The organism is Corynebacterium tuberculostearicum (assembly GCF_046097255.1).
GTDB classification, from domain to species: domain Bacteria; phylum Actinomycetota; class Actinomycetes; order Mycobacteriales; family Mycobacteriaceae; genus Corynebacterium; species Corynebacterium tuberculostearicum_J.
In genome coordinates this window covers 1285892-1307730 of record NZ_CP175770.1, presented here as the reverse complement: position 1 = coordinate 1307730, position 21839 = coordinate 1285892, and the positions used below count along the sequence as shown (strand labels likewise).

Annotated in this window: 22 protein-coding genes; 11 read left to right on the top strand and 11 right to left on the bottom strand. The window is 59.1% G+C overall.

Annotated features, from left to right (window positions below):
- The first annotated feature begins 7 nt into the window (after positions 1 to 7).
- The 3 genes from lipB (at position 8) to ACKFRY_RS06260 (ending at position 2870) form a co-directional block, all read left to right on the top strand.
- Entirely contained in the window at positions 8 to 811 is an 804-nt protein-coding gene (lipB, locus tag ACKFRY_RS06270; protein WP_200435421.1) for a lipoyl(octanoyl) transferase LipB, read from the top strand.
- Between the two features lie 127 nt (positions 812 to 938).
- Positions 939 to 2003, top strand: coding sequence for a lipoyl synthase (gene lipA, locus ACKFRY_RS06265; protein WP_005327094.1), 1065 nt, complete (start codon positions 939 to 941; stop codon positions 2001 to 2003).
- Between the two features lie 81 nt (positions 2004 to 2084).
- Positions 2085 to 2870, top strand: coding sequence for a DUF4191 domain-containing protein (locus tag ACKFRY_RS06260; protein ID WP_200435420.1), 786 nt, complete (start codon positions 2085 to 2087; stop codon positions 2868 to 2870).
- A 74-nt stretch (positions 2871 to 2944) separates the two neighbouring features.
- Here the strand turns inward: ACKFRY_RS06260 and ACKFRY_RS06255 are convergent, their stop codons facing one another.
- Positions 2945 to 3418: an RDD family protein gene (locus tag ACKFRY_RS06255; RefSeq protein WP_049377713.1), complete on the bottom strand. Its 474-nt coding sequence runs from the start codon at positions 3416 to 3418 to the stop codon at positions 2945 to 2947.
- Positions 3419 to 3536: 118 nt separating this feature from the next.
- Between ACKFRY_RS06255 and glnA the strand changes: the two genes are divergently transcribed.
- The 5 genes from glnA to ACKFRY_RS06230 all read left to right on the top strand — a co-directional run bounded on the left by glnA (position 3537) and on the right by ACKFRY_RS06230 (position 7962).
- Positions 3537 to 4970 (top strand): type I glutamate--ammonia ligase, encoded by a 1434-nt coding sequence (glnA, locus tag ACKFRY_RS06250; RefSeq protein ID WP_204608276.1) that lies wholly within the window; start codon positions 3537 to 3539, stop codon positions 4968 to 4970.
- Positions 4971 to 5309: 339 nt separating this feature from the next.
- Positions 5310 to 6215 carry an Abi family protein gene (locus ACKFRY_RS06245; protein ID WP_408922498.1) on the top strand — a complete coding sequence of 302 codons (906 nt, stop codon included), beginning with the start codon at positions 5310 to 5312 and terminating at the stop codon, positions 6213 to 6215.
- Positions 6216 to 6388: 173 nt separating this feature from the next.
- Positions 6389 to 7354, top strand: coding sequence for a TDT family transporter (locus ACKFRY_RS06240; RefSeq protein ID WP_366512201.1), 966 nt, complete (start codon positions 6389 to 6391; stop codon positions 7352 to 7354).
- Between the two features lie 24 nt (positions 7355 to 7378).
- Entirely contained in the window at positions 7379 to 7588 is a 210-nt protein-coding gene (locus tag ACKFRY_RS06235) for a hypothetical protein (RefSeq protein WP_250408622.1), read from the top strand.
- Positions 7588 to 7962 carry a hypothetical protein gene (locus ACKFRY_RS06230; RefSeq protein WP_250408621.1) on the top strand — a complete coding sequence of 125 codons (375 nt, stop codon included), beginning with the start codon at positions 7588 to 7590 and terminating at the stop codon, positions 7960 to 7962. The genes ACKFRY_RS06235 and ACKFRY_RS06230 overlap by 1 nt, the downstream gene beginning before the upstream one ends.
- 2 nt (positions 7963 to 7964) lie before the next feature.
- On the opposite strand, the gene ACKFRY_RS06225 is transcribed toward ACKFRY_RS06230, so the two are convergent.
- The 4 genes from ACKFRY_RS06225 to thrC are packed head-to-tail and all read right to left on the bottom strand — an operon-like array spanning position 7965 to position 10943.
- A complete protein-coding gene (locus tag ACKFRY_RS06225) occupies positions 7965 to 8510 on the bottom strand; it encodes an NUDIX domain-containing protein (RefSeq protein ID WP_239228268.1) in 546 nt (181 codons plus the stop codon).
- A gap of 29 nt (positions 8511 to 8539) precedes the next feature.
- On the bottom strand, positions 8540 to 9373 hold the full coding sequence (locus ACKFRY_RS06220; protein WP_250408620.1) for a trypsin-like serine protease: 834 nt from the start codon (positions 9371 to 9373) through the stop codon (positions 8540 to 8542).
- A complete protein-coding gene (locus tag ACKFRY_RS06215; protein WP_005328137.1) occupies positions 9351 to 9497 on the bottom strand; it encodes a hypothetical protein in 147 nt (48 codons plus the stop codon). The genes ACKFRY_RS06220 and ACKFRY_RS06215 overlap by 23 nt, the downstream gene beginning before the upstream one ends.
- A gap of 3 nt (positions 9498 to 9500) precedes the next feature.
- Positions 9501 to 10943 carry a threonine synthase gene (gene thrC, locus ACKFRY_RS06210; RefSeq protein ID WP_408922497.1) on the bottom strand — a complete coding sequence of 481 codons (1443 nt, stop codon included), beginning with the start codon at positions 10941 to 10943 and terminating at the stop codon, positions 9501 to 9503.
- Positions 10944 to 10982: 39 nt separating this feature from the next.
- Between thrC and ACKFRY_RS06205 the strand changes: the two genes are divergently transcribed.
- Positions 10983 to 12290, top strand: coding sequence for a nitrate/nitrite transporter (locus ACKFRY_RS06205; protein WP_408922051.1), 1308 nt, complete (start codon positions 10983 to 10985; stop codon positions 12288 to 12290).
- Between the two features lie 14 nt (positions 12291 to 12304).
- On the opposite strand, the gene ACKFRY_RS06200 is transcribed toward ACKFRY_RS06205, so the two are convergent.
- The 6 genes from ACKFRY_RS06200 to ACKFRY_RS06175 form a co-directional block, all read right to left on the bottom strand.
- A complete protein-coding gene (locus tag ACKFRY_RS06200; RefSeq protein ID WP_408922496.1) occupies positions 12305 to 13012 on the bottom strand; it encodes an AAA family ATPase in 708 nt (235 codons plus the stop codon).
- 10 nt (positions 13013 to 13022) lie between these two features.
- Positions 13023 to 13241, bottom strand: coding sequence for a hypothetical protein (locus tag ACKFRY_RS06195; protein WP_040425194.1), 219 nt, complete (start codon positions 13239 to 13241; stop codon positions 13023 to 13025).
- 145 nt (positions 13242 to 13386) lie between these two features.
- On the bottom strand, positions 13387 to 13836 hold the full coding sequence (locus ACKFRY_RS06190; protein ID WP_236587100.1) for a hypothetical protein: 450 nt from the start codon (positions 13834 to 13836) through the stop codon (positions 13387 to 13389).
- Positions 13837 to 13846: 10 nt separating this feature from the next.
- Complete coding sequence (locus ACKFRY_RS06185; protein ID WP_302258209.1) at positions 13847 to 14191, bottom strand: hypothetical protein; 345 nt, start codon at positions 14189 to 14191, stop codon at positions 13847 to 13849.
- 97 nt (positions 14192 to 14288) lie between these two features.
- Positions 14289 to 17360 carry a bifunctional [glutamine synthetase] adenylyltransferase/[glutamine synthetase]-adenylyl-L-tyrosine phosphorylase gene (locus ACKFRY_RS06180; RefSeq protein ID WP_408922048.1) on the bottom strand — a complete coding sequence of 1024 codons (3072 nt, stop codon included), beginning with the start codon at positions 17358 to 17360 and terminating at the stop codon, positions 14289 to 14291.
- 7 nt (positions 17361 to 17367) lie between these two features.
- The gene (locus ACKFRY_RS06175) at positions 17368 to 18705 is read right to left on the bottom strand and encodes a glutamine synthetase family protein (protein ID WP_150850861.1); all 1338 of its coding nucleotides are present in this window, start codon (positions 18703 to 18705) and stop codon (positions 17368 to 17370) included.
- 192 nt (positions 18706 to 18897) lie between these two features.
- On the opposite strand from ACKFRY_RS06175, the gene ACKFRY_RS06170 reads away from it, so the two are divergent.
- Together ACKFRY_RS06170 and ACKFRY_RS06165 are read left to right on the top strand one after the other, a co-directional pair.
- Positions 18898 to 19956, top strand: a complete 1059-nt coding sequence (locus ACKFRY_RS06170; RefSeq protein ID WP_408922047.1) for a DUF2786 domain-containing protein — start codon at positions 18898 to 18900, stop codon at positions 19954 to 19956.
- 136 nt (positions 19957 to 20092) lie between these two features.
- Positions 20093 to 21829 carry a CHAD domain-containing protein gene (locus ACKFRY_RS06165; RefSeq protein ID WP_408922046.1) on the top strand — a complete coding sequence of 579 codons (1737 nt, stop codon included), beginning with the start codon at positions 20093 to 20095 and terminating at the stop codon, positions 21827 to 21829.
- Positions 21830 to 21839 lie beyond the last annotated feature (10 nt).

Genomic DNA, 21839 nt, shown 5'->3' with positions numbered 1-21839 from the left:
TGAGGCTATGACTGCACCACGCGATCCTTTCTTCCCCGCCGAGCGCTCTATCCGCGCCTCCGATAAGCCACTAGAGGTCCGTTTCCTGGGCCGGATGGACTACCAGGAGGCGTGGGATTACCAGGCCGAGGTAGCGGCCGCCCGCGCCAAGGGCGAGCAGGGCGACGTGGTGCTCGTGGTCGAGCATCCCAATATCTATACCGCCGGCAAGCGCACCCAGCCAGAGGATATGCCGGATAATGGCCTGCCCGTTATCACCGTGGACCGCGGCGGGCGAATCACCTGGCATGGCGAGGGCCAGTTGGTCATCTACCCCATTATCAAGCTGGCTGAGCCTGTCGACGTCGTCGACTATGTACGCCGCTTGGAGGAAGCCACCATCCAGACGGTTCGCCAGATGGGGGTGACCACCGCAGGGCGCATCGACGGCCGCTCGGGTGTATGGGTCCCCTCCACCACCCAGGCCAAGGATCCGGCTGCCCCGAAGCGCGACCGCAAAATTGCCGCGCTGGGCATCCGCATTACCCGCGGGGTGACCATGCACGGCTTGGCGCTCAATTGCTGCAATACGTTGGACTATTACGACCACATTGTGGCCTGCGGCATCGATGACGCCGATGTGACCACCCTATCCCTAGAACTGGGCCACCAGGTCAGTCTCGAAGACGCCACCCAGCCGCTGTTGCAAGCGCTGGACGACGCCCTCTCGGGCCGCCTCATCGTTGCCGACCACACCTTCGGCTCAGCCCCGGATCCCACGAAGCTAGCCAATGAAAGGGCACGGGAGAGGCGTCGGCAAGCGCGGCACTAGCCCTCGTTCGGGGCTGGCGCGGAATAGGATGTGACCCTGGCGACTTATACCTAGAAGAGCTATTAGCCATCACCACCATCAACCGATAAAGTGAGTTTTTGTGACTGTAAAGCCTGAAGGACGCAAGATGCTCCGCATTGAAAAGAAGAATGCGGAGTCACCCATCGAACAAAAGCCACGCTGGATACGCAACCAGGTCCGCACCGGCCCGGGCTACGAGGACATGAAGTCCCGCGTGGCCGGCGCCTCCCTGCACACCGTGTGCCAAGAGGCAGGCTGCCCGAATATCCACGAGTGCTGGGAATCCCGCGAGGCTACGTTCCTTATCGGTGGCGATAAGTGCACCCGCCGCTGCGACTTCTGCGATATTGCCACCGGCAAGCCGGAAGAACTCGACCGCGATGAGCCGCGCCGCGTGGCCGAAAATATCCGGGAAATGGACCTTAACTACACCACCATTACCGGAGTTACCCGCGACGATCTTCCGGATGAGGGCGCTTGGCTCTACGCCGAGGTCGTGCGCAAGATTCACGAGCTTAACCCGCATACCGGCGTGGAAAACCTCACCCCGGATTTCTCCGGCAAGCCGGACCTTTTGGAAGAAGTTTTTGAGGCCAAGCCAGAGGTCTTCGCCCACAACCTGGAAACCGTGCCGCGCATCTTTAAGCGCATCCGCCCGGCCTTCCGCTACGAGCGCTCCCTGGACGTTATCCGCCAGGCCCACGACTATGGCCTGATTACCAAGTCCAACCTGATTTTGGGCATGGGCGAGACCGAGGATGAGGTCGAGGAAGCATTGCGTGACCTGCGTTCTGCCGGCTGCGATATCATCACCATCACCCAGTACCTGCGCCCCGGCCCGCGCTTCCACCCGATTGAGCGCTGGGTGCGCCCAGAGGAATTCGTCGCCCACTCCAAGCTGGCCAAGGAGCTCGGCTTCGGCGGCGTCATGTCCGGCCCGCTGGTGCGCTCGTCCTACCGCGCCGGCCGCCTCTACGTGCAGGCCATGGAAAAGCGCGGCTTCGAGCTGCCGGAAAACCTCAAGCACCTGGCCGAGACCTCCCAGGGTGCCACCGCCCAAGAGGCCTCCACCCTGCTGGAGAAGTACGGCCCCTCGGAAGAGACTCCAGTGACCACCCGCATGGCCAAGACCCCGGCTAATGCAAATTCGGCGGCGGCCACCATCCGCTAAACCGAACGTTTTCATAACGGCCTGCGCTTTTCGCGTGGGCCGTTTTAACATTTATGCCCGTTGACCTTTAAAGTAGGAGCCATGGCGAAAGATGACAAGGCAGCACTAAAGGCTGCAAAGAAGCAAGAACGCGCGGCCAAGCGCCAGCAGCGTAAGCAAACCTGGTCCCAGATGTGGCAAGCATTCAATATGCAGCGCAAGCAGGATAAGGCGCTTATCCCCATCATGCTGGGTGCCTTCCTGGGCATGGGCTTGCTCTTCTTCCTCATTGGCATGCTTTTTGGCGGCGAATGGTTCATGCTCATCCTCGGTTTGGGCATCGGCGCGCTGCTCGCTATGTTCCTCTTCACCCGCCGCCTTGAGCGCGATATGTACAAGCGCGTGGAAGACCAGCCGGGCGCTGCCGGCTGGGCGCTGGAGCAGCAGCTCCGTAATACCGTGGGCATCGTGTGGTCCGTAAAGACCGGTGTGGCCGCCACCCGCCAGCAGGATCTTATCCACCGCGTCATCGGCAACGCCGGCGTCATCTTCGTTTGCGAGGGCAATAAGAACCGCGTACGCCCCACCTTGAACCAGCTTAAGAAGCGTGTAGACAAGATCGCCGGCGGCGTTCCCATCTACGAGATCTTCGTGGGCAACGGCGAGGACGAGGTTCCCGTATCCAAGCTGCGCAATAAGGTCATGAAGCTGCCGCGCAACTTCAATAAGAACGAAACCTACGAAAACATCCGCCGCATCGAGGCCATGGATTCCATGCCGGGTACCACCCCGGGCATGCCTAAGGGTCCGATGCCCCACCAGGCGCAGAACATGGCCGGCATGAACCGCCGCATGCGCCGCGCCCAGCAGCGCAAGAAAAATAAATAAGCGCCTAAAGCTAATCCCTGCTATACCGTCGGCGGCGTAGCAGGGATTTTCTTATGCCCTTGATAGCAGGCTATCTAGGAGCGAATAACGATGGTGCCGGTGGCGCGGTCATGCATACCGCGCCCATCCGCATCAACCATGGCCGCCGGGAACAGCACACCGGTGAGCACCGTGCGCAGCGCCGCGCGCCATAGGCCCACGCGGGCACCGGGGACGTCGAGTCGCGCCACGCCCATACCCAACAGCAACATGCCGGGGGTGCGGGCAAAGAGCCAACCGCAGACAATGCCCATGATGACCCACAGCGCGTAGCCCAAGAAGGCCACACCGCCGAGTTCCGTCGTGAACATGTGGATGAGGTTGGCAATGAGCATGCACACGATCCAGTCAATGGCCACGGCGCCGGCGCGGCGGCCAACGGGGGCCAGTGAACCCGGCCCGGACTCCGGAAGGCCGAGCTTTTCGCCCGGCCAGCGGCCGGGACCTTCCATGTCATCGTATTCGCCCGGAATATTCGGCCCGTCGAGCCACGTACGCTTATCTGCCATGCTCACCAATCTAGCGGGCACAAAGTGAGATGTGAAACGAGGGGAATCGCGATGCCTAGGGCGCGAACCTAGTAGGCTATAGAGAGACAATTCACCGGTCAACAACGAGGAGACAAACGTGTCTTTCGAGACAGTGCAGGACATCGTCCAATTTATTAAGGACGAGGACGTAAAGTTCGTCGATATCCGCTTTACGGACGTCCCAGGCACCGAGCACCACTTTTCCATCCCAGCAGATGAGTTCACCGTAGAAGATGCCGAAAATGGCCTTGCCTTCGACGGCTCCTCTATCCGCGGATTCACCACCATCGATGAGTCCGATATGACCCTGCTGCCGGATCCAGCCACCGCGCATATCGATCCGTTCCGCACGGCCAAGACCCTGAACATCAAGTTCTTCGTCCACGACCCATTTACCTTTGAGCCTTTCTCCCGCGACCCGCGCAACATCGCGCGCAAGGCGGAAGAGTACCTGCAGTCCACCGGCATTGCCGATACTTGTAACTTTGGCGCTGAGGCCGAGTTCTACCTCTTTGACTCCGTGCGCTTTGGCACCGACGTACAGCACGGCTTCTACGAGGTGGATTCCGATGAAGGCTGGTGGAACCGCGATAGCGAAACCAACTTCGACGGCACCCCGAACACCGGCTACAAGACCCGCCTGAAGGGCGGCTACTTCCCCACCGCGCCGTATGACAAGCACGGTGAGGTACGCGACGCCATGGTAGAGAACCTGCAAAAGGTTGGCTTCCAAATCGAGCGCTTCCACCACGAGGTCGGCGCCGGCCAGAACGAGATCAACTACCGCTTCAACTCCATGTTGCACGCGGGCGATGACATCCAGACCTTCAAGTACGTGGTCAAACAGACCGCGGCACAGTGGGGCAAGACCGCAACCTTCATGCCTAAGCCGCTGGCTGGCGATAATGGTTCCGGCATGCACGCCCACATGTCCCTGTGGAAGGACGGCAAGCCCCTCTTCCACGACGAGGCTGGCTACGCAGGCCTTTCCGATATCGCTCGCTACTACATCGGCGGTATCCTCCACCACGCCGGTGCAGTTCTTGCGTTCACCAACCCGACGCTGAACTCCTACCACCGACTGGTGCCAGGCTTCGAGGCCCCGATCAACCTGGTGTACTCCCAGCGCAACCGCTCGGCCGCCATCCGTATCCCGATTACCGGTTCCAACCCGAAGGCCAAGCGCATCGAGTTCCGCGCACCGGACCCATCCGGCAACCCTTACCTGGGCTTTGCCGCCATGATGATGGCCGGCATCGACGGCGTAAAGAACCGCATCGAGCCGCACGCTCCAGTTGATAAGGACCTCTACGAGCTGCCGCCGGCAGAGGCTGAGTCCATCCCACAGGCACCGACCTCCCTCGAGGCTTCCCTGAAGGCCCTGCAGGAGGACATGGACTTCCTCACCGAAGGCGATGTCTTCACCGAGGATCTCATCGAGACCTACATCAACTACAAGTACGAAAACGAGATTAACCCGGTCCGCCTGCGTCCTACCCCGCAGGAATTTGAGATGTACTACGACTGCTAGAGCTGCGCTTGCCGACGCCCCCTCTCGCCACCGGCTTTCCGCCTTCCTAGGCTCCCAAATTGCTGAGTGCCGATTGGGGGCTTTGCAAATCCTCTGTGCACTTTGGATTCAGAGGTTTTACACCGACTATTGACAAGCGCCCTTGATTCTTAGCGGTGCCCCACTCCTTGTTAATTGACTACCGCAGCGTTTTCCAAACGCGTGGCCCGTGAACAAAATTTTGCGCAAATGATTACTAAAATTGCGCATTTTGAGCTATACTTTAGTTAATCGATACCCCCTCCAAGCTTCCCATAAGAACAGCTCAATATGAGAGGGGGGCTTTGCTATGCTGAAGCAATGAACCGCAGGAAGAAGTTCCTCAGCATTCAAGAGCAAGTCAGTTTAATTCAACGCCGTGGGTTAATCCTGCCTTCCGAAAAATCTGCTAAAGATTTCCTTGAGCGCCAAAATTATTACCGCTTTTCGGGCTACATGCGGTACTTCCAAGAAAATTCAGCCGGTGACGAAGCCAAATTCTTTCCTGGCACCCAGTGGGATGAAATAGTTAATCTCTACCGGTTGGACATCGAACTTCGTTCTCTTCTTCTCCGCGGGCTCCAAGAAGCAGAGCTTGCGGCCAGAACGGCCTTTGCTCTCAGCGAAGGTGAAATCCATTCTCCTTACGAGCAGTACCTTCAGCCCACTGCTTACCGGCGCCCACCAAATCCGGCCATGCCGCCCACACACGAACTAATTATCAGTGAGCTCAAGCGGTCTAAGGAACCATACCTCCACAAATACAAAAAGGACTCAGGGTCCGATACTGAAAGGTGGGTTTACGATGTGCCAATTTGGGTGGCCGTCGAGGCGCTGTCCTTTGGTACGTTGTCGAAAGCAATAAGCTTCCGAAACGACAACAACCAAGTTTACGCAAAGACTTGTTCCATTCTTGGCGTAAAGAAACAATATTTAGCGCGCCAATTGCGCTCTTTTACTTTCGTGAGAAATAAGTGTGCTCACTCAGCTCGGTTATGGAACGGTTTCGTTTTGGACCAACCTGCAGTATCCAATGCTACAAAGCGGCGTGCTGAGAAAGTTTTAGGTCAAAATTATGGCGAGAACTCGCTACTAGCAGTAATTGTAGCCCTTGATAACTTTCTCTTCCTTACAAATTCGTGGGTTGGATTTTTGGATGAGTATATGAAGCTGGTCGAACGAAATCCGGATTTCCACCAAGGTATAGCGAATCCTCATCATTCATAGCCTCCCTTGGTGCATGAACACGCAATGGTATTCCAGCCCTTTTCTTGCGACCCCAGACACACATTCACGTGGGTTTGACCCCCGCCCCTATATGCACGCTTAGCGAGAGTTCTCACCAGCAAAAACGACAGCAAAATTCTGATAACCCGACCGAAAGAAATTAACATGTGGGTGTGACTGATAGATTCCGCCAACTCCCAGCCCCTGGCCCCGCGTGGGGAGGCAGCCTCATGGGCACCTCCATCGTTTCGCGCCTGCTCGTGGAAGAAGGATTGATGTTCTTGGCCGGCATTTTTGCCGCCATCGCGTGCGTCATCTTTGTCGTTCTCACCGCGGGCTTCTTGCGCTACCGCCACCCTAGCTTTGAGCGCACCACTATGGCGGAGTGGTCGATGTTTTTCATCGGAATCTTGGCGCTCGGTGCCGCGCTTTCCGGTCTGACGGATATCCCTACCTTCCGTCTCGTGGGCTTTTGGATCGGTGGTCCGGTTACGGTTATTACGTGGGCTATCCAGCTCACGCGCTTTCATGGCGAGCCGAAGTTCACCTGGGGCCTGCCGCTGGTCGGCCCCATGATTTCGGCTTCCGTTTCCGGTTGGCTGGCTAATGATTACGGCCCGCTCTACCACGTGATGGGTACGGTATTTTTCTTCATGTCCCTGGTGACGGCGGTGCCCACCTTCGCCCGCGTGTACTGGGCGGCATGGCACGGCAAGGTGGATTTCACCGGCGCCAAATCAGCCACCGCATGGGTCCCGCTAGGCGTGGTGGGCCAGTCCACCACGGCAATGCAGATTCTCTTCCCCGGCACGGTGTCCATCTATTACGGCGTTACGGCCCTTATCATCGCCATTCCACTGTCCATCTACGCGATGTTTACCTTCTATCCCAATGTGGCTCGGTGGGTTCCGTACTCCCCGGCGTGGTGGTCCTGCACCTTCCCGCCGGGCACCGTGAGCATGGGCGGCCACCAGCTGGCATTGGTCAATGGCTCCAAGCTTATCGACGCCATTGCGCTCACCATCCCCGTCCTCCTCACCGCCCACTGGATACTATGCTCCACCCGCTTCCTCAGCTGGGTGTGGGAAGGAAAGAAGGAAACCGGCCCTGAAGAGCCACTCATTAAGACTGGGCCCTAAAGGTAGCAAGGAGGCGCAGCCACTATGCGAGACGCCAGCTTCGAACGAGGCAAGCGCCGCACACGCCGCCGTACGCGTGAGGCGCGACCGCGACGCGAGCACTGGAGCAGGGAATACGCAATCTATGCGGAGGATTCCTGGGGCATCGATGACTTGGGGCCCGAAGGCGGCGAGAATTCCGTGCGCGCCTACTCCGGCGGCCGCGCAGATGGTAACTGTCGCCGGCGCCGCTGATGCTTAGCTGCTCCCCCATCACCTTCATCGCTTGGGATCGCGCCAACCTGGCTGCGGTGAGAGACGTACTCGCCAGCCTGCAGCGAGACGGCATCTACCTGCGCCGCGGCCACCTGCTCTTGGAGGCGTCGTGGCTTGGCTCTGGCGCGCGGGACTTCTACGCCACGGCCTGGCGCTGGGGCGAAGAAGACTGCCCGCTCTTTTATGACCTAGCCCGGCGCGGAAAGCTTTTGCTTACTATCAGCGATACCGTGATTTCCTGCGGCAGCAAGGACGACATGGCCGATGCGCGCGCTGGCATTGCACAAGAACTCATCGCCGCCCAGAATCCGCAGCAATTGTGCGGGCTGCTTGCCGACGCCGCAGAAGAATAGCCCTACAGTCCCGGTTGTTCGCTGCGCTTCATCCAGCCCATGCGTGGAACAAAGCCGCGGGGATGCTTCATTTGGGCTACGGCGTCGGCAATCATGAGGCGGTGGCGGCGCGACACGCTATCGGGAAGCTTCGCCACGGAGAACCACCCAGCCTCGGTATTTTCTTCATCGCTGATGACCGGTTCTGCGCCATCCGCTACTGATACGCGCAGCGCGGTTCCCATAAAGGTGCACTCATCGCCGTTGGGGTAGGTCACGGGGCCGGACTGCCCCACGCCCAATAGCGCTTCCACCTTGGCATCGAGACCGACTTCCTCTTTGACTTCTCGCAGCGCGGTGGTAGTAATTTCCTCGCCTGGCTCGCAGATTCCTTCCACCGGGGTCCACGTACCGTTATCGGAACGCTTTACTAGCAGCACGGAGGGGACTTCCCAGAGAGCGGCGTCTGCCGGAACATCGCGGATGATGATGGCGCTGCAGGCCGGCACAAAGATCTGATCGTGACCAATCTTTTCGCGCAGCTGAACAATAAAATCTGGAGTCGGCATGCCACCTAGCGTAGACCAGTGCGGCGTACTTAGGCCATGGGTCCCAAGACCTCTTTAGCTAGAACCTGAATATCGGTGGCCAACGTGAAAGACAGCTCCATGTCTGTCTGCGTGGTTTGGCAGGTGTGGCCTTCTTCGAGGCGCTGTGTCGTTCCGGAGACCACTCCCACGATGGTTTGTTCTCCTTCCACTTCGCCATACACCGGACCACCGGAGTCGCCATTAGTACTGCATACGCGCGCCCTAGCGGCGATCGAATCCCGCTGGAGTCCCCCCGAGTTCAGCTGCGCCATCGCCGCACCATGGATAAGCGTGCCGCAGGTCTCATCGGTCACGCGGCCAAGCTTGCACACATGAAGCGGCAGGTGAGCCAAGGACGTGGCGACGCTATTGTCTACCGCCCCGGGGACGTAGTAGTCAGCGCTGCCGGTGATCTCGATAAAGGCCACGTCGAGGTCGTGGCTATCTTCGGCATAAAAATCAGAGTAGATGACCTCGCCGATAGGCTCGGCGGGGTAGCTAAAGTCGCCGTCGGCAGTGCCGGCCCAGACCTTATCGCCGGGTTTGCCGCAATGGGAAGCGGTGACGGCGATCGTGCGGGCGTCGGCAAGCGTAAATGACCACGCCGCGGTGCAAGACTGGTAGTTGAAGTAGGCACCCGGCTGCGGTTCATCGCCGGAGAGATCCAAGGCGGTGCCCGGCGCGAGCGGCGCCGTGGCCGGGGAATAGGACTCATTGGGAATGAGGTTTTTAGAAGACAGGGCGGAGAAACTTGGCTCTTCCCCACCCCGCACCGGGCTGCAGGCCGCAAGGAACGCGGCCGTGCACGCTACAAAGACGCTAGTTGCTTTCTGCGTCCGCATCCCCGGCGTTGTCCTTATTATCTTCTTCCGCATCCATCTCCGCCTGGGCTTTGAGATCGCGGATGAACTTTTCCGGATCAAACTCGGTGTAATGTTCCGGGCCGGCAAAATTTTCTAGGGCCATGGTCTAAACCTCCGTTTTCTGAATCGACGTGGTGATGTAATCCTTGACCGCCGCGGCATCATTAGGCAAGTCCTTGACGCGCCGCTCAGTATCGAGGATGCCGGCAAAGCGCTCGGGCGGCTCAGGTGCGGAGCCGATGGCTTCCGTAATGGTCTCGGCAAACTTCACCGGCAGCGCGGTCTCCAGACACACAATTGGCGTCTCCACGCCCTCGCGCTGTGCGCCGCGGGCCACCTTGATGCCATCGACCGTGTGCGGATCCGCCAGGTAATCAAAGCGCTCGTGCACGTCCTTGATGGTGGCTAGGCGATCGGCATGGCTGGAGGAACCGGACAGGAAACCATAGTCCTCGCGGGCAGCAGCAATCTTCTCGCGGTCGAGGCTAAAGCCGCCTTCTTTCACCTTGGTGCCGAACAGCTCCGCGGTTTCGGCTGCATCGCGGCCGAGCAAGTCAAACGCAAAGCGCTCAAAATTCGAGGCACGGGAGATATCCATGGACGGCGACGAGGTAGCCATGGTCTCTGCGGCTGGGCGCGGCCGATAGTTGCCGGTGCGGAAGAACTCATCCAGTACGTCGTTCTCATTGGTGGCCACGATGAGGCGATCAATGGGAAGGCCCATCTGGCGAGCGATGTGGCCGGCGCAGATATCGCCAAAGTTACCGGTGGGAACACTAAAGGAAACCTTCTGATCGGCGGTTTCGGTGACCTTGAGCCAGCAGGAGATGTAGTAGACCACCTGGGCCATCAGCCGTGCCCAGTTAATGGAATTGACCGCGCCGATGCGGTAGGCGGCCTTAAAATCAGCATCTCCCGATACCGCCTTGACCACATCCTGGCAATCATCGAAGACGCCATCGAGAGCGATGTTGAAGATATTCGGGTCATCCAGCCCAAACATCTGCGCCTGTTGGAAGGCCGTCATCCGGCCGGCTGGGGTGAGCATAAAGACGCGAATGCCATGGCGCCCGCGCATCGCATACTCTGCAGAGGACCCCGTATCGCCGGAAGTAGCGCCCAGAATATTGAGGGTCTCGCCGCGGCGGGCGAGCTCATATTCAAAGAGCTCACCCAAAAGCTGCATGGCCATGTCCTTAAATGCTGCAGTTGGCCCTTCGGATAGATGGCCGATGAAAAGGCCCTCGCCTAGTTCGGTGACGGGAACGATTTCCGGGTCCGCGAACTTAGGGCTGGTATAGGCGCGGGCGGCGATGGCCTCGATGTCTTGCGCTGGAATATCGTCAATGAAAAGCTTAAGTACCTCGGCCGCAAGCGCCGCGTAGCCTTTGTCCGCTAGGAGCCTGCGCCATGAATTTAAAGTGGCGGAATCTAGCTGTGGGTAGCTCTCCGGCAGGTATAAACCGCCATCGGGGGCAAGCCCGCCGAGGAGAATATCTGTAAAAGATGCGGGCTGACGGGCGGTATCGCGGGTCGAAATGTACTTCACACAAAAGAATCTTAGTAGTTAAGGCGTAAGGTATCAGCCATGTCGCAGCCGAATCCCAGAGAAGTCATTACCACTCAGGCTTTAAGCATTTGGGTAGCCGCCATGGCGGTCTACCTCGTAGCGATTACCGGCCGTACCTCTTTCGGTGTGGCTGGTTTGGATGCCATTGAGCGCTTCGATGTCGACGCCGGTCGTATCGCAGTCTTTACCTCTGTGCAGTTGGGCGTGTACGCCCTAGCCCAAATCCCCACCGGCATCTTGATTGATAAATTTGGCCCGCGCTTACTCCTCGTGGTCGGCGCGGTCATTATGGGCATTGGCCAGGTCGTCTTGGGTTTTACCACCAGCTATGGCGTAGCCATTACCGCGCGCGTGCTCATCGGCGCAGGCGATGCCACAGCGTTTCTCTCCGTGATGCGCATCCTGCCTTATTGGTTCCCACTGCACCGCACACCCATGTTCACCCAGGTGACGTCGTCGCTGGGACAGATGGGTCAGTTCATTTCCGCGGTTCCTTTCCTGTGGTTGCTGGGTGCGGCCGGATGGACCGCTGCCTTCGTTACCCTTGGCGCGGTGGGCATCCTGGTAGCAATCGCCGCCATCGTGGCGGTGGCAGACTCACCAGAGAAGTTAGGGATTATCCCCACGGAGAAGGAACCACCCAACTCGCAGGCCACCAGCATCCCGGCCCGCTTGAAAACGGTATTCCGTTCCCCAGTGGCCTGGCAGGCTTACTTCATCCACTACATTGGCATGCTCCCGCTCATCGTCTTTGTCATGCTGTGGGGCATGCCCATGATGACCCAAGGCATGGAGATGTCCAAGGCCAAGTCCAGCCTGGTGCTCACCTTGCTGGCGGTATTCTTGGTCTTCGTCGGCCCCCTGCACGGCAAAATTTCCTCCCGCGCGCAGCATGTCCGCCCATGGCTTAGCCTCGGGTTTGTCGCGGTTCACGTACTTGCGTGGTTGCTTTTCTTTGCCTTTGGCACCGACAGCGGACTAGCCGCAATTTTGGTGGTGTCCTTCATTACCGCGTTGTGCACACCGACGGCTAACTATGGCTTCGATATCGTGCGTGAGCGCATGGACCGCTCCGTGGTGGCCACCGCTACGGGCTTGGGAAATATGGGCGGGTTTACCTCCGGCATGTTGGGTGCGCAGCTCTTTGGCATGGTCTTGGACCACTCCTCCGACGCCCCTGATTACTCCATGCCGGATTTCACTGCGGCCGCGGCTGCGGTACTAGCCGTTTGGGTAGTAGGCATGATTGGTGTGGTCATCACCCACTTCCTTCGCCGCCGCGCCGGCGAGAACGGGCCTTCTGTCACCATCGTGGAGGTTTCCTAGAAGCCCTCGACTGATTACTCTGGGTTGAGGATAAAGCGAATGGTTCCTTCAGGGTCCGCCAAAAGCTCCCGGGTAGCCGCCACGGCTTCCGCTTCATCAAAGGCAATGCGTTCAAAGCCAGTATCGTTGAGCTCCACAATGTCCGCACCAGGGCAGGTTAGAAGAATCGGCGAGTGCGTGGCAATAATGACCTGTGCGCCGCGGTCAACCGCTAGGGCAATTTCCCCTACGAGGGCTAGTTGCCGGATAACGGACAGCCCTGATTCTGGCTCATCAAGGATGTACACGCCTTGGCCATTGATGTGCTCGTAAAGCAGGTCGAAGACGGATTGTCCGTGCGAGCGGCGGGACAAATCCACATTCTGAGAAAGAGTCGAACGGCCGCCACGTTCGGCCGCTGAATCCCCACGTCCAATCAAGTACTCGTGCTTTTCGGCGCGCAAGAAGTAGGCGCGCTGGATAACTTCCTCTGTATCGCAGCGAATGGGGCTACGAGGAACGATTTCATCTGGGTCGTCCATCCGGCCGCCCGCAGGTGAACAGCCCAAATCGCTAGCCACGCCAGCGAGCAAGCTCGATTTACCAATGCCGTTTTCTCCTACAAAGACGGTGACGGGGCTTCGCAGCTTGAAGCTGCCCAAATCAGCTAAATAGTCGAAGACGGGCAGCTCGGCGCGGTAGTCATCAGGCTTAAACTTCAGGCTTAGGGCATCAACCAGCATGGGCCCTAGGTTAATTCAGTTCATCGAGTACGCGCAGCGCATCTTCCTGCGCTGCCGCCGCGCCAAAGTTTTTCAGGTGGCCGCCCAAGTCGCCGGCCGGAACTGACTGGGCGATGGTATCGGCCGGCACGGTATTGACGGCATAAGCCACCCCTACCCCGCCGGTGATGGGGATGGCAATGGCGGCGAGTACTCCCGCCGCGGTCGACAGCGTGGTCTTGAAAGTCATAGTCTCCTCCAGAGGCTTCGGCACCGAGCACCCTGCCCGTTACCAATTTGTGATGTTTTACCTTAGGAAGAGTTACTGCCAAGGCCATGCCGCCTAGCTGCGGGTTGCCTGAATTTTCGCGCCCAGTTCGCGAGGAAATAAAGGGCTAGTTTGCTGGATAGCTCTCGGCCACGATGCCATCGCTGGCCGGCATCACAAGGCCTCGCTCAAATGCTACGAGGACTGCCTTTTCATCTGATTCGCTGATGTCACCAGACTCCACCGCACTGTTGAGCTCGCGCTCGAGGTAGACGCGCACATCGGATTTGCCGTTTTCCGTCTGGGTAATATCCCGCGGGACGGAATTGAGCGGGATGCCCAGCGCCTTCGCCAGGGAGGTCACGCGGTTGGCGTCGGTGGAATCATCGGCCTTGATGTCACCATTGACCTGTGCGGGCATGTCTTCCTGAACCACGCCACCAGCCACGGCCTCGCCCACCGTCTTCGTCCCCTTGGGGGGATTATCGCGATTGGTAGCCCACACCCCGACAGCGATAGCCACGATGACGGCCACGGCTACAAAGGCCCACAGGTAGATGAGCTTATGTCGATACACTCCGCTGATTTTAGCCATGGTAACCAGCGCCATCGCCGAAGGAACCGTAGTCATTGCCGCGAGGGTTCTCGCCGCGATCATTGAGGGCGTCGATGATGGAGCGGATGGTGGCCTCTCCTATGCGGTCGGCGCGCCCCCACGAGCGAGGTGCCTGGCGAGAATTGTGCGGTGCTGATTCTGGCCGCGGCGGCGCTGGCTTTTCCTCCCTCGGCGTGGAGACCTCGACGGTCAAGGTGGTGTCATCAAGGTGGAGGGCGTCACCGTCGCGCACGCCCGCGGCACGCGCTGCGGAAAGCAGCGCGGATAGTTCGCCCACCGTGGCATTGTCCACATCGAGTTGCAGCTTAAAAGACATAACTAGCCAGTCCTTTCCTATTCCCATCCCACTTTAGAGTCCGAAAGTGCAAAAAGTAAGGGCGCGGTGCGCACATCGGGGACTTTCAAGGCTAACTCTAAGAATGCTCGAAGGATTCCTCCTCGCCCCAGAAGACCTCATCGACAACCTTCCGGGCATGGCGGGTAAGTTTCAGATAGTTTTCTAGAAACTCTTGGTTCTCCTCCGGCGGCCAGCCAGCGGCACCGGCTACCTGGGCCAGCTGCGGGCCGGGCCCGGGCAACTGGTCGACGCGCTTGCCGCGCACGAGCACCAGTGCATTGCGGGCGTCGGTAGCCATAAGCCAGGCCTCGCGCAGGTCAGAGACCTGATCGGCAGACAGGATTGCGGTTTCTTCCAAGGCATCGAGCACGCGCAGTGTGGACGGATCGTGCAGTTGGGCATACTCGTGGGCATGCATCATGGTCAGGAGCTGCACAGTCCATTCAATATCTGAGAGCGCACCGCGCCCCAACTTGGTATGAGTATTACGGTCCGCACCGCGCGGCAGACGCTCATTGTCCACGCGCGCCTTCATGCGCCGGATATCGCGAATGGTCGAGGCGCTCGCGCCGCCTTCTGGGTAGCGGAAGCTATCGACCATGGATATAAATCGCTCGCCTACTTCCCTATCGCCAGCCACGAAGGCCGCGCGCAACAAAGCCTGCAGCTCCCACGACTCGCCCCACTCGCGGTAGTAGCGCTCATAGGAGGAGATGGTGCGTGCCACCGCACCAGAACGGCCCTCCGGGCGCAGGCCCAAATCGACGTCCAGTGGTGGGTCGCCTGAAGGCTTAGACAGGCGGCGCCGAAGCTTATCGACGATCCCGATGGCCCACTTCACGGCCTCCCCTTCCGCACCAGAGTCATCGGCCGGTTCGCTGGGTTCTGCCACCACAAGCACATCCGCATCTGAGCCAAATCCCAGCTCCATGCCTCCCAAGCGGCCCATGCCAATGACGGCGATGCGCGCTGGCGGCTCTGCATCTTCGTTGGCAAGGCGCCACGCGCGCACCTCGGCGCGAAGTGCAGCCTCAAGGACGGCATCCCAAATTGTGGATAGCTCATGACATACCTGCTTGACCGGCATGAAGCCCAGCAAATCCGCACTGGCGATGCGGGCCAGCTCCACTCGGCGCAACGAGCGCGCCACCGCCACCGCTTTATCCGGGTCGGCGTGGCGCTTGCTGGAATTAACTAGCGCCTTGGAAACCTGTTCGGGCTTGGTTTCTAGCAGTTTGGGGCCAGTGGCGCCGTCGGAAAGCTGCTTGACCGAATCCGGCGCGCTAATAATCAGATCAGAGGTAAACGGCGAGGTACCCAGGATATGCATGAGCCGCTGGCCCACAATTCCTTCATCGCGCAGCATGCGCAAGAACCACGACCTATCGTTCGCGGCCTCCGAGAGCTTGCGATAGTTCAACAGGCCCATATCGGGGTCTGCGGTATCGGCGAGCCATTCCATCAAGGTAGGCAGCAAGATTGCCTGAATGCGTGCCTTGCGGGAGGTTCCCGCCGCCAGGGAGGTCAGGTGCTCAAAAGCGCGGTTTGGGTGGTTATAGCCCAACGCGGCCAACTGCAGCTTGGCGGCCTCCGGCGAAAGCTTAAGCTCATCAGCGGACATGGTGACCACGGAATTAAGCAGCGGCCGGTAGAACAGGCGCGAGTGCAGCTCGGAGATCCGCAGGCGGATCCGGCGCAGGTGCGACAGCATGCGCTCGGCCGCCGACTTGGTGCCCTGCGGATAAAAGCCGGCGATGCGCGCGAGCCACTTCATCCCGTCTTCGTCGTCCTTATCCGGCAGCGTGTGCGTGCGGCGGAAGCGCTCTAATTGCAGGCGGTGCTCGAGCAGGCGCAAGAATTCATAGGCTTCAATGAGCTGGGTTCCGTCCTCGCGGCCGACGTACCCCGCTGAAATCAGCGCCTCCAGCGCCTCCACCGTGGAAAGCGCGCGCAGCGTCTCATCGGAGCGACCATGGACCAACTGCAGGAGCTGGACAGCAAATTCGATATCGCGCAGGCCGCCCACGCCTAGCTTCAGCTCGCGGTGTTTGAGCTCTGCGGGAACATTGGCCAGCACGCGGCGGCGCATGGCCTGTACGTCCTCAACAAAGGACTCGCGCTGCGATGCCGTCCACACCATCGGTCGGATCTGGTCCAAATAGTCCTGGCCTAGCGGGAGGTAGCCGGTCATAGCGCGCGCTTTAAGGAGCGCTTGGAATTCCCACGTCTCCGCCCACCGCTTGTAGTAGGCCACGTGGGATTCCAAGGTGCGCACCAATGCGCCCGACTTTCCCTCGGGGCGCAGGTTCGCATCCACCTCGAAGAAGGTGGTGGATCCAATGCGATTAAACTCCGCCGCCAGCCGCGTGGCTCGAGGGGTTGCCTCGCTGCCGACGAAAATGACGTCCACATCGGAAATATAGTTCAGCTCGCCTGCGCCGCACTTGCCCATCGCCATGACTGCCAGCTGTGCATCCAAGGGGTCATCGCCGTAAATGGTGCGCACGGCGCAGGCAAGGGAGGCGGTTAAGGCGGCGTCGGCAAGCGCGGTGGTCAGCGCCGTAATCTGGCGAAATCCTACCTCCGGCTGCAGCTTGGTCTGGCCCTTACGTGAATGGAAGGTGCCCGCCACATCGCAGGCGGCAATGCGCATCATCAAAGTGCGGTAGGTCGTGCGCAACGCCTGCTTATGCTCGCCCTCGCCGGCGCGGTAGGTGCCCGGCGCGCTCAAGTCCTTGCGCGCCGGATCGGGCCGGTCAATGTCATCGGCAAAGTCCGCGGGCTCGGCATCGACGGCACCGAGCAGGCTTTGCAGCATCTCTTCAGACTGTGGAAGAGGTTTTTCTAGTTCTCGCCACAGCTCAGGGTGCGCCGCGAGGTGATCGCCAAAGGCAGTCGACGCACCCAGTAGTGCGAAGAGGCGCACGCGCAGAGTTTCATTGGAACGCACGGCATCATCGAGCTCTGGGGCTTGTTCATAGATGCGGATCAGATTATTGAGAGCCAGGTCTGGGTCGCCCACGGCAGCGAGGGTCCACAATAGATCCACTGATTCCGGATTCTTCCACCCCAGCTGCTCAATATCCTGCGCAGCATGCGGGCGGGTAAGACCAAGTGTGGCCGGTGAAGGCACAGCAGCAGGACGCATTTTTCTCCTAGAAGTTCAGGTTATTGCGCAGCTCAAAGGTGGTGATTTGGCTCTGATAGTGGTGCCACTCATCCCACTTGGAGCGCAGGAAGAACTCAAAGACGTGCTCGCCCAAGACTTCTGCCATGAACTCGGATTTTTCAAATTCGCGCAAGGCCTGATCCAGGCTGGTGGGTAGATCCTTATAGCCCATTGCCCGGCGCTCGCGGCGGGTGAGCTGGTGGACATCGTCCTCGGCCGGATCATCGAGCTCGTAGCCTTCGCGGATGCCTCTCAGGCCTGCCGCTAGTAGCACCGCATAGCCCAGGTAGGGGTTCATCGAGGCATCAATGGAGCGGATTTCTACCCGGCGCGATTCTTCCTTGGTAAGCCGGTAGGTGGGAACGCGGACCAGCGCGGAGCGATTCGATACTCCCCAGGTGGCTGCGCCCGGCGCCTCGTTGCCGAACATTAGGCGCTTATAAGAATTGGTCCACTGATTCACAATCGCGGACATCTCCGTAGAGTGCTCCAAGATGCCGGCGATGAACTGGCGGCCGGTCTGGGACAAAGAGAATTCATCATCCGGATCGTGGAAAGCATTGGATTGGCCTTCAAAAAGGCTCAAGTGGGTGTGCATGCCAGAGCCCGGCAAATGTTCGAAGGGCTTAGGCATGAAGGTGGCGCGCACGTTGGAGTTGGTGGCCACCTGCTTGATCACGTGCCGGAAGGTCATGATGTTATCGGCCATGGTGAGCACGTCCGCATGGCGCAGATCAATTTCTTGCTGGCCCGGCGCGGTTTCGTGGTGGCTAAACTCCGTCGCAATTCCCAGCGATTCCAGCGCTAGCATCGCCTTCCTGCGGAAAAGCGGGGCGGTATCGTGCGTTGCTTGGTCGAAGTAACCACCGTTATCCGTCGGTACCAAGTCGGTGAGTTCGCGGCCGCGCTCGAAAAGATAGAACTCGATTTCTGGTGAGGCCATGCAGGTAAACCCATCGTTAGCGGCCTCGGTGACCTGGCGGCGCAGGATATGGCGCGGGTCCACCATGGAGGGCTGGCCGTCTGGCTGTGCGATATCGCAAAACATGCGGGCCGATTGCAGGTCCGGCTCATCCATATCAAAGGGCAGAATCTGGAAGGTGGAGGGATCTGGCAGGGCAATGGTGTCAGACTCAGAGATGCGAGAAAAGCCCTCTACGGAAGAACCATCAAAGCCAACACCTTCTTCAAAGGCCGACTCCAACTCGGACGGGCTCATGACCACGGATTTAAGGGCGCCCAGAATATCCGTAAACCACAGGCGGATAAAGCGGATATCGCGTTCCTCAACGGTGCGCAAGACAAATTCGTGTTGGCTATTCATGCTTTAGACCTTACCGGCTCTCCCCCGAAGGATGTGCAGTTCATGCGACAGTTTTTCCAGGGCGAAATGCGCAGGTCGCAAGAGTATCCAGGGGGTGGCCAGCGGGGGCTTTTCCGGCAGGAGCCAGCTGCAGCCCATGCTTTGCTAAGTGGGCAAGCGAACACATGTACACCTCTTAAAGGACGAATATTTATGACCACCCACTGCGATGACCTTTCTGCTCACGTAATCGAACGCCTCATCACCGCCGCACAACAAGGCTGGGCGCCGGCGGACCTAGAACACGTCTTAGGTCCGCACGCCTACCCCATTATTTACCGAGCAAGCCCCCATGTGCCGGCACGAATTACCTCCCCTGCGCTGCGCAAAGCATGGCTCCAGATGGCCCCTCCGCAGGAGAACTTCATTCCGCGCGATAAGCTGCGCGCCATTATGAAAGAGCTCATTCACCTACCGAGGCTGCGCGATACCGAGCTTTTAGCCTCCGGCGAATCCTTGCGGGAGGATGGGCTTAGCGATAAGCAACGCAAAATCCGCGAAAAGGTTCTAGGCCTTTTACGTAAGGCTGAGTCCACCAGTTTTGAAGATGAGGCCGAGGTTCTCATCTCTAAGGCGCAGTCCCTGCAGCAGAAGTATCGCATCGAGGACCTGCTAACTTCCGAGCTACCTCATCTCATTTCCCACCGCGTGCACATCCACCCGCCGTATATCAAGCACCAAGCTTCCCTGCTAAGCACCATCTCTGACGCCAATGGATGCACCACTCTCCTCATTCATGACAAGGGCTTGGCCTGCGTGATTGGCGCTCCTGCCGACGCCGCCCATTGCGCCGACCTTTTTGCCTCCCTCAACCGTCAATGCGATTGGTTTATGCGCAACGGTGACGGCGCAGAAATTGCACGCGCGACGGGCTCTACCGCCGCTTATCGCCGTAGTTTCCGGCTCTCTTATGCCGCCCGCATCGGTGAATTGCTCACTCAAGCAAATGAGGATGGCATCGCAGATAACCTGCGGGAGTCTCAGTACTGCTCACACCACGCCGAGACTGTAGCTACCCAAACCCTTCCGGCACTGCAGGCGCGCACCGATCACGCCATCGATACCCGCAATCGTCTCTTCCCCAACCTGACGGAGATGTCGCTTTCGATGAACAGCATGCACGGCATCAACGATGGCATTGCCGCTGCCGATAAATCTCACTTTGGCGGCGATTCCTCCGGAATCGGTCCGGTCCCCGAAATCACGCAGTAATTATTCCCTGCTCAAGGCCATTCTTCCCTCCCGTTCCCTGCTAGCGAACGGGGGCGAGGAGTGACACCGAAGTGAGTGCTTAACGGGTAAGATCACCGGTGAGATTTATTTGGTCTAGAAAGTAAAAGGTACGTGAATGTCTACACAGTCTTTTCTCGAAGTTGAAGCGAAATTCTCCGTAGCCGAGTCCACTCAGCTCCCTGAACTGACCCGCCTCGAGGGAGTTGACCACGTTGCAGACACGCGCCGCCACGCGCTTTCTGCCATCTACTACGACACCGAAGACCTCCGCCTCACCCACGCCAAGGTCACCCTCCGCCGCCGCACCGGTGGCAATGATGATGGCTGGCATATCAAGATTCCTAGCGAGGCTGGCCGCACCGAGATCCATGCCGAGCTGGGAGAGCCTGTCGATGGCCGCTACGAAGTACCTGAGGAGCTTCTCCACCAGGTTCGCTCTATTATCCGCCACAACGAACTCACCCCGATTGCGCAGGTCGATAACAAGCGCACCGAGATGGTCCTAGCGGATGCCGATAATAAGCCTGTAGCAGAGTTCTGTGATGACCACGTCACCGCTTTTTCCTTCCTTCCAGGCGGTCAGCAGCAGTCCTGGCGCGAATGGGAAGTAGAGCTCGCTGGTGACCTCCCGGGGACCGAGGAAGGCACGCAGTTCATTCGCCGTGCCACTTCCCTGCTTATCGGTGCCGGTGCGCGCGTTTCTTCCTCCCCATCCAAGCTGAAGTCCGCCCTGGGTGATTCCTACGCCAACGCCCCGCTGCCTCCAGCCCTGGTATCGCCGGATGTGGACCCAGACTCCCCTGCCGCGGCCGTCATCACCGCACTCCAAGCCAATCGCGACAAGCTAGTTGATTATGACCCTCGCGTGCGCCGCGATGAGTGGGATTCGGTTCACCAGATGCGTGTTGCCACCCGCGAACTGCGCAGCCACCTGCAGACCTTCCATGGCATCGTCGTCGGCCCAGAAATCGACAAGATTGAAGCCGATCTCAAGGAGCTTGCCGGTATTTTGGGCGTTGCTCGCGATGCGGAAGTTGTGGAAGAGCGCTGGCAGAAGCTATTGGAGTCCGAAGATTCTGACACCTTGGATGATTCCACCCGTGAGCACATTGCGCACGATATGGGCAACGCCTACCGCCGCGCGCACCGCCGCGTTATCGCAGCCCTGGATTCCGAGCGCTACCTTGAGCTGCTGGAGTCTCTCGATCGCCTGCTCGCAGACCCGCCAACGGCCGATAAGCAACAGGATTCCGCCCCGGCAGCAAGTGAGGCGGAGCAGCCGGAGGAGCAGTCCTCTGCGGAAGAGGACGCCGCTACTCCTACCGAATCCAGCGAGGACAGCGCACCCGCTGCAGACAAGTCCGAGCACAAGCCGGAGAAAAAGAAGTCCAAGGACAAGTCCGCTGACATGGACACCGTGATGGCGCAGCACCTTGAAAAGGCCTATAACAAGCTGGTCAAGCGTCATAAGAAGGCCGTGGAGAACTGGGATAACCAGGACCTGTCCCTGCATGAGCGTGAGGATTATTTCCACGATATGCGCAAGGCAGCAAAGAAGCTGCGCTATGCAGCTGAAGCAGCTGGTTCTGCCACCAACCTCAAGACCAAGCGCCTCTACAAAGCCTGCAAGCAGATGCAGTCGGTGCTCGGTGACTTCCAGGATTCCGTGACCTCGCGCGATAAGCTGCTCGAGCTGGCGGAGTCCGCTCGCCGCCGTGGGGAGAATACCTTTGGCTATGGCCTGCTCTACCAGCGCGAGCGAACCATTGGCCTAAAGGCTCTTGATGATTACGCCGAGTCTTTCAAAGACATCAAGGCCGCGTTTAAACCGCTGCGCAAGAAACTAAAGTAGCCGCGCTCCC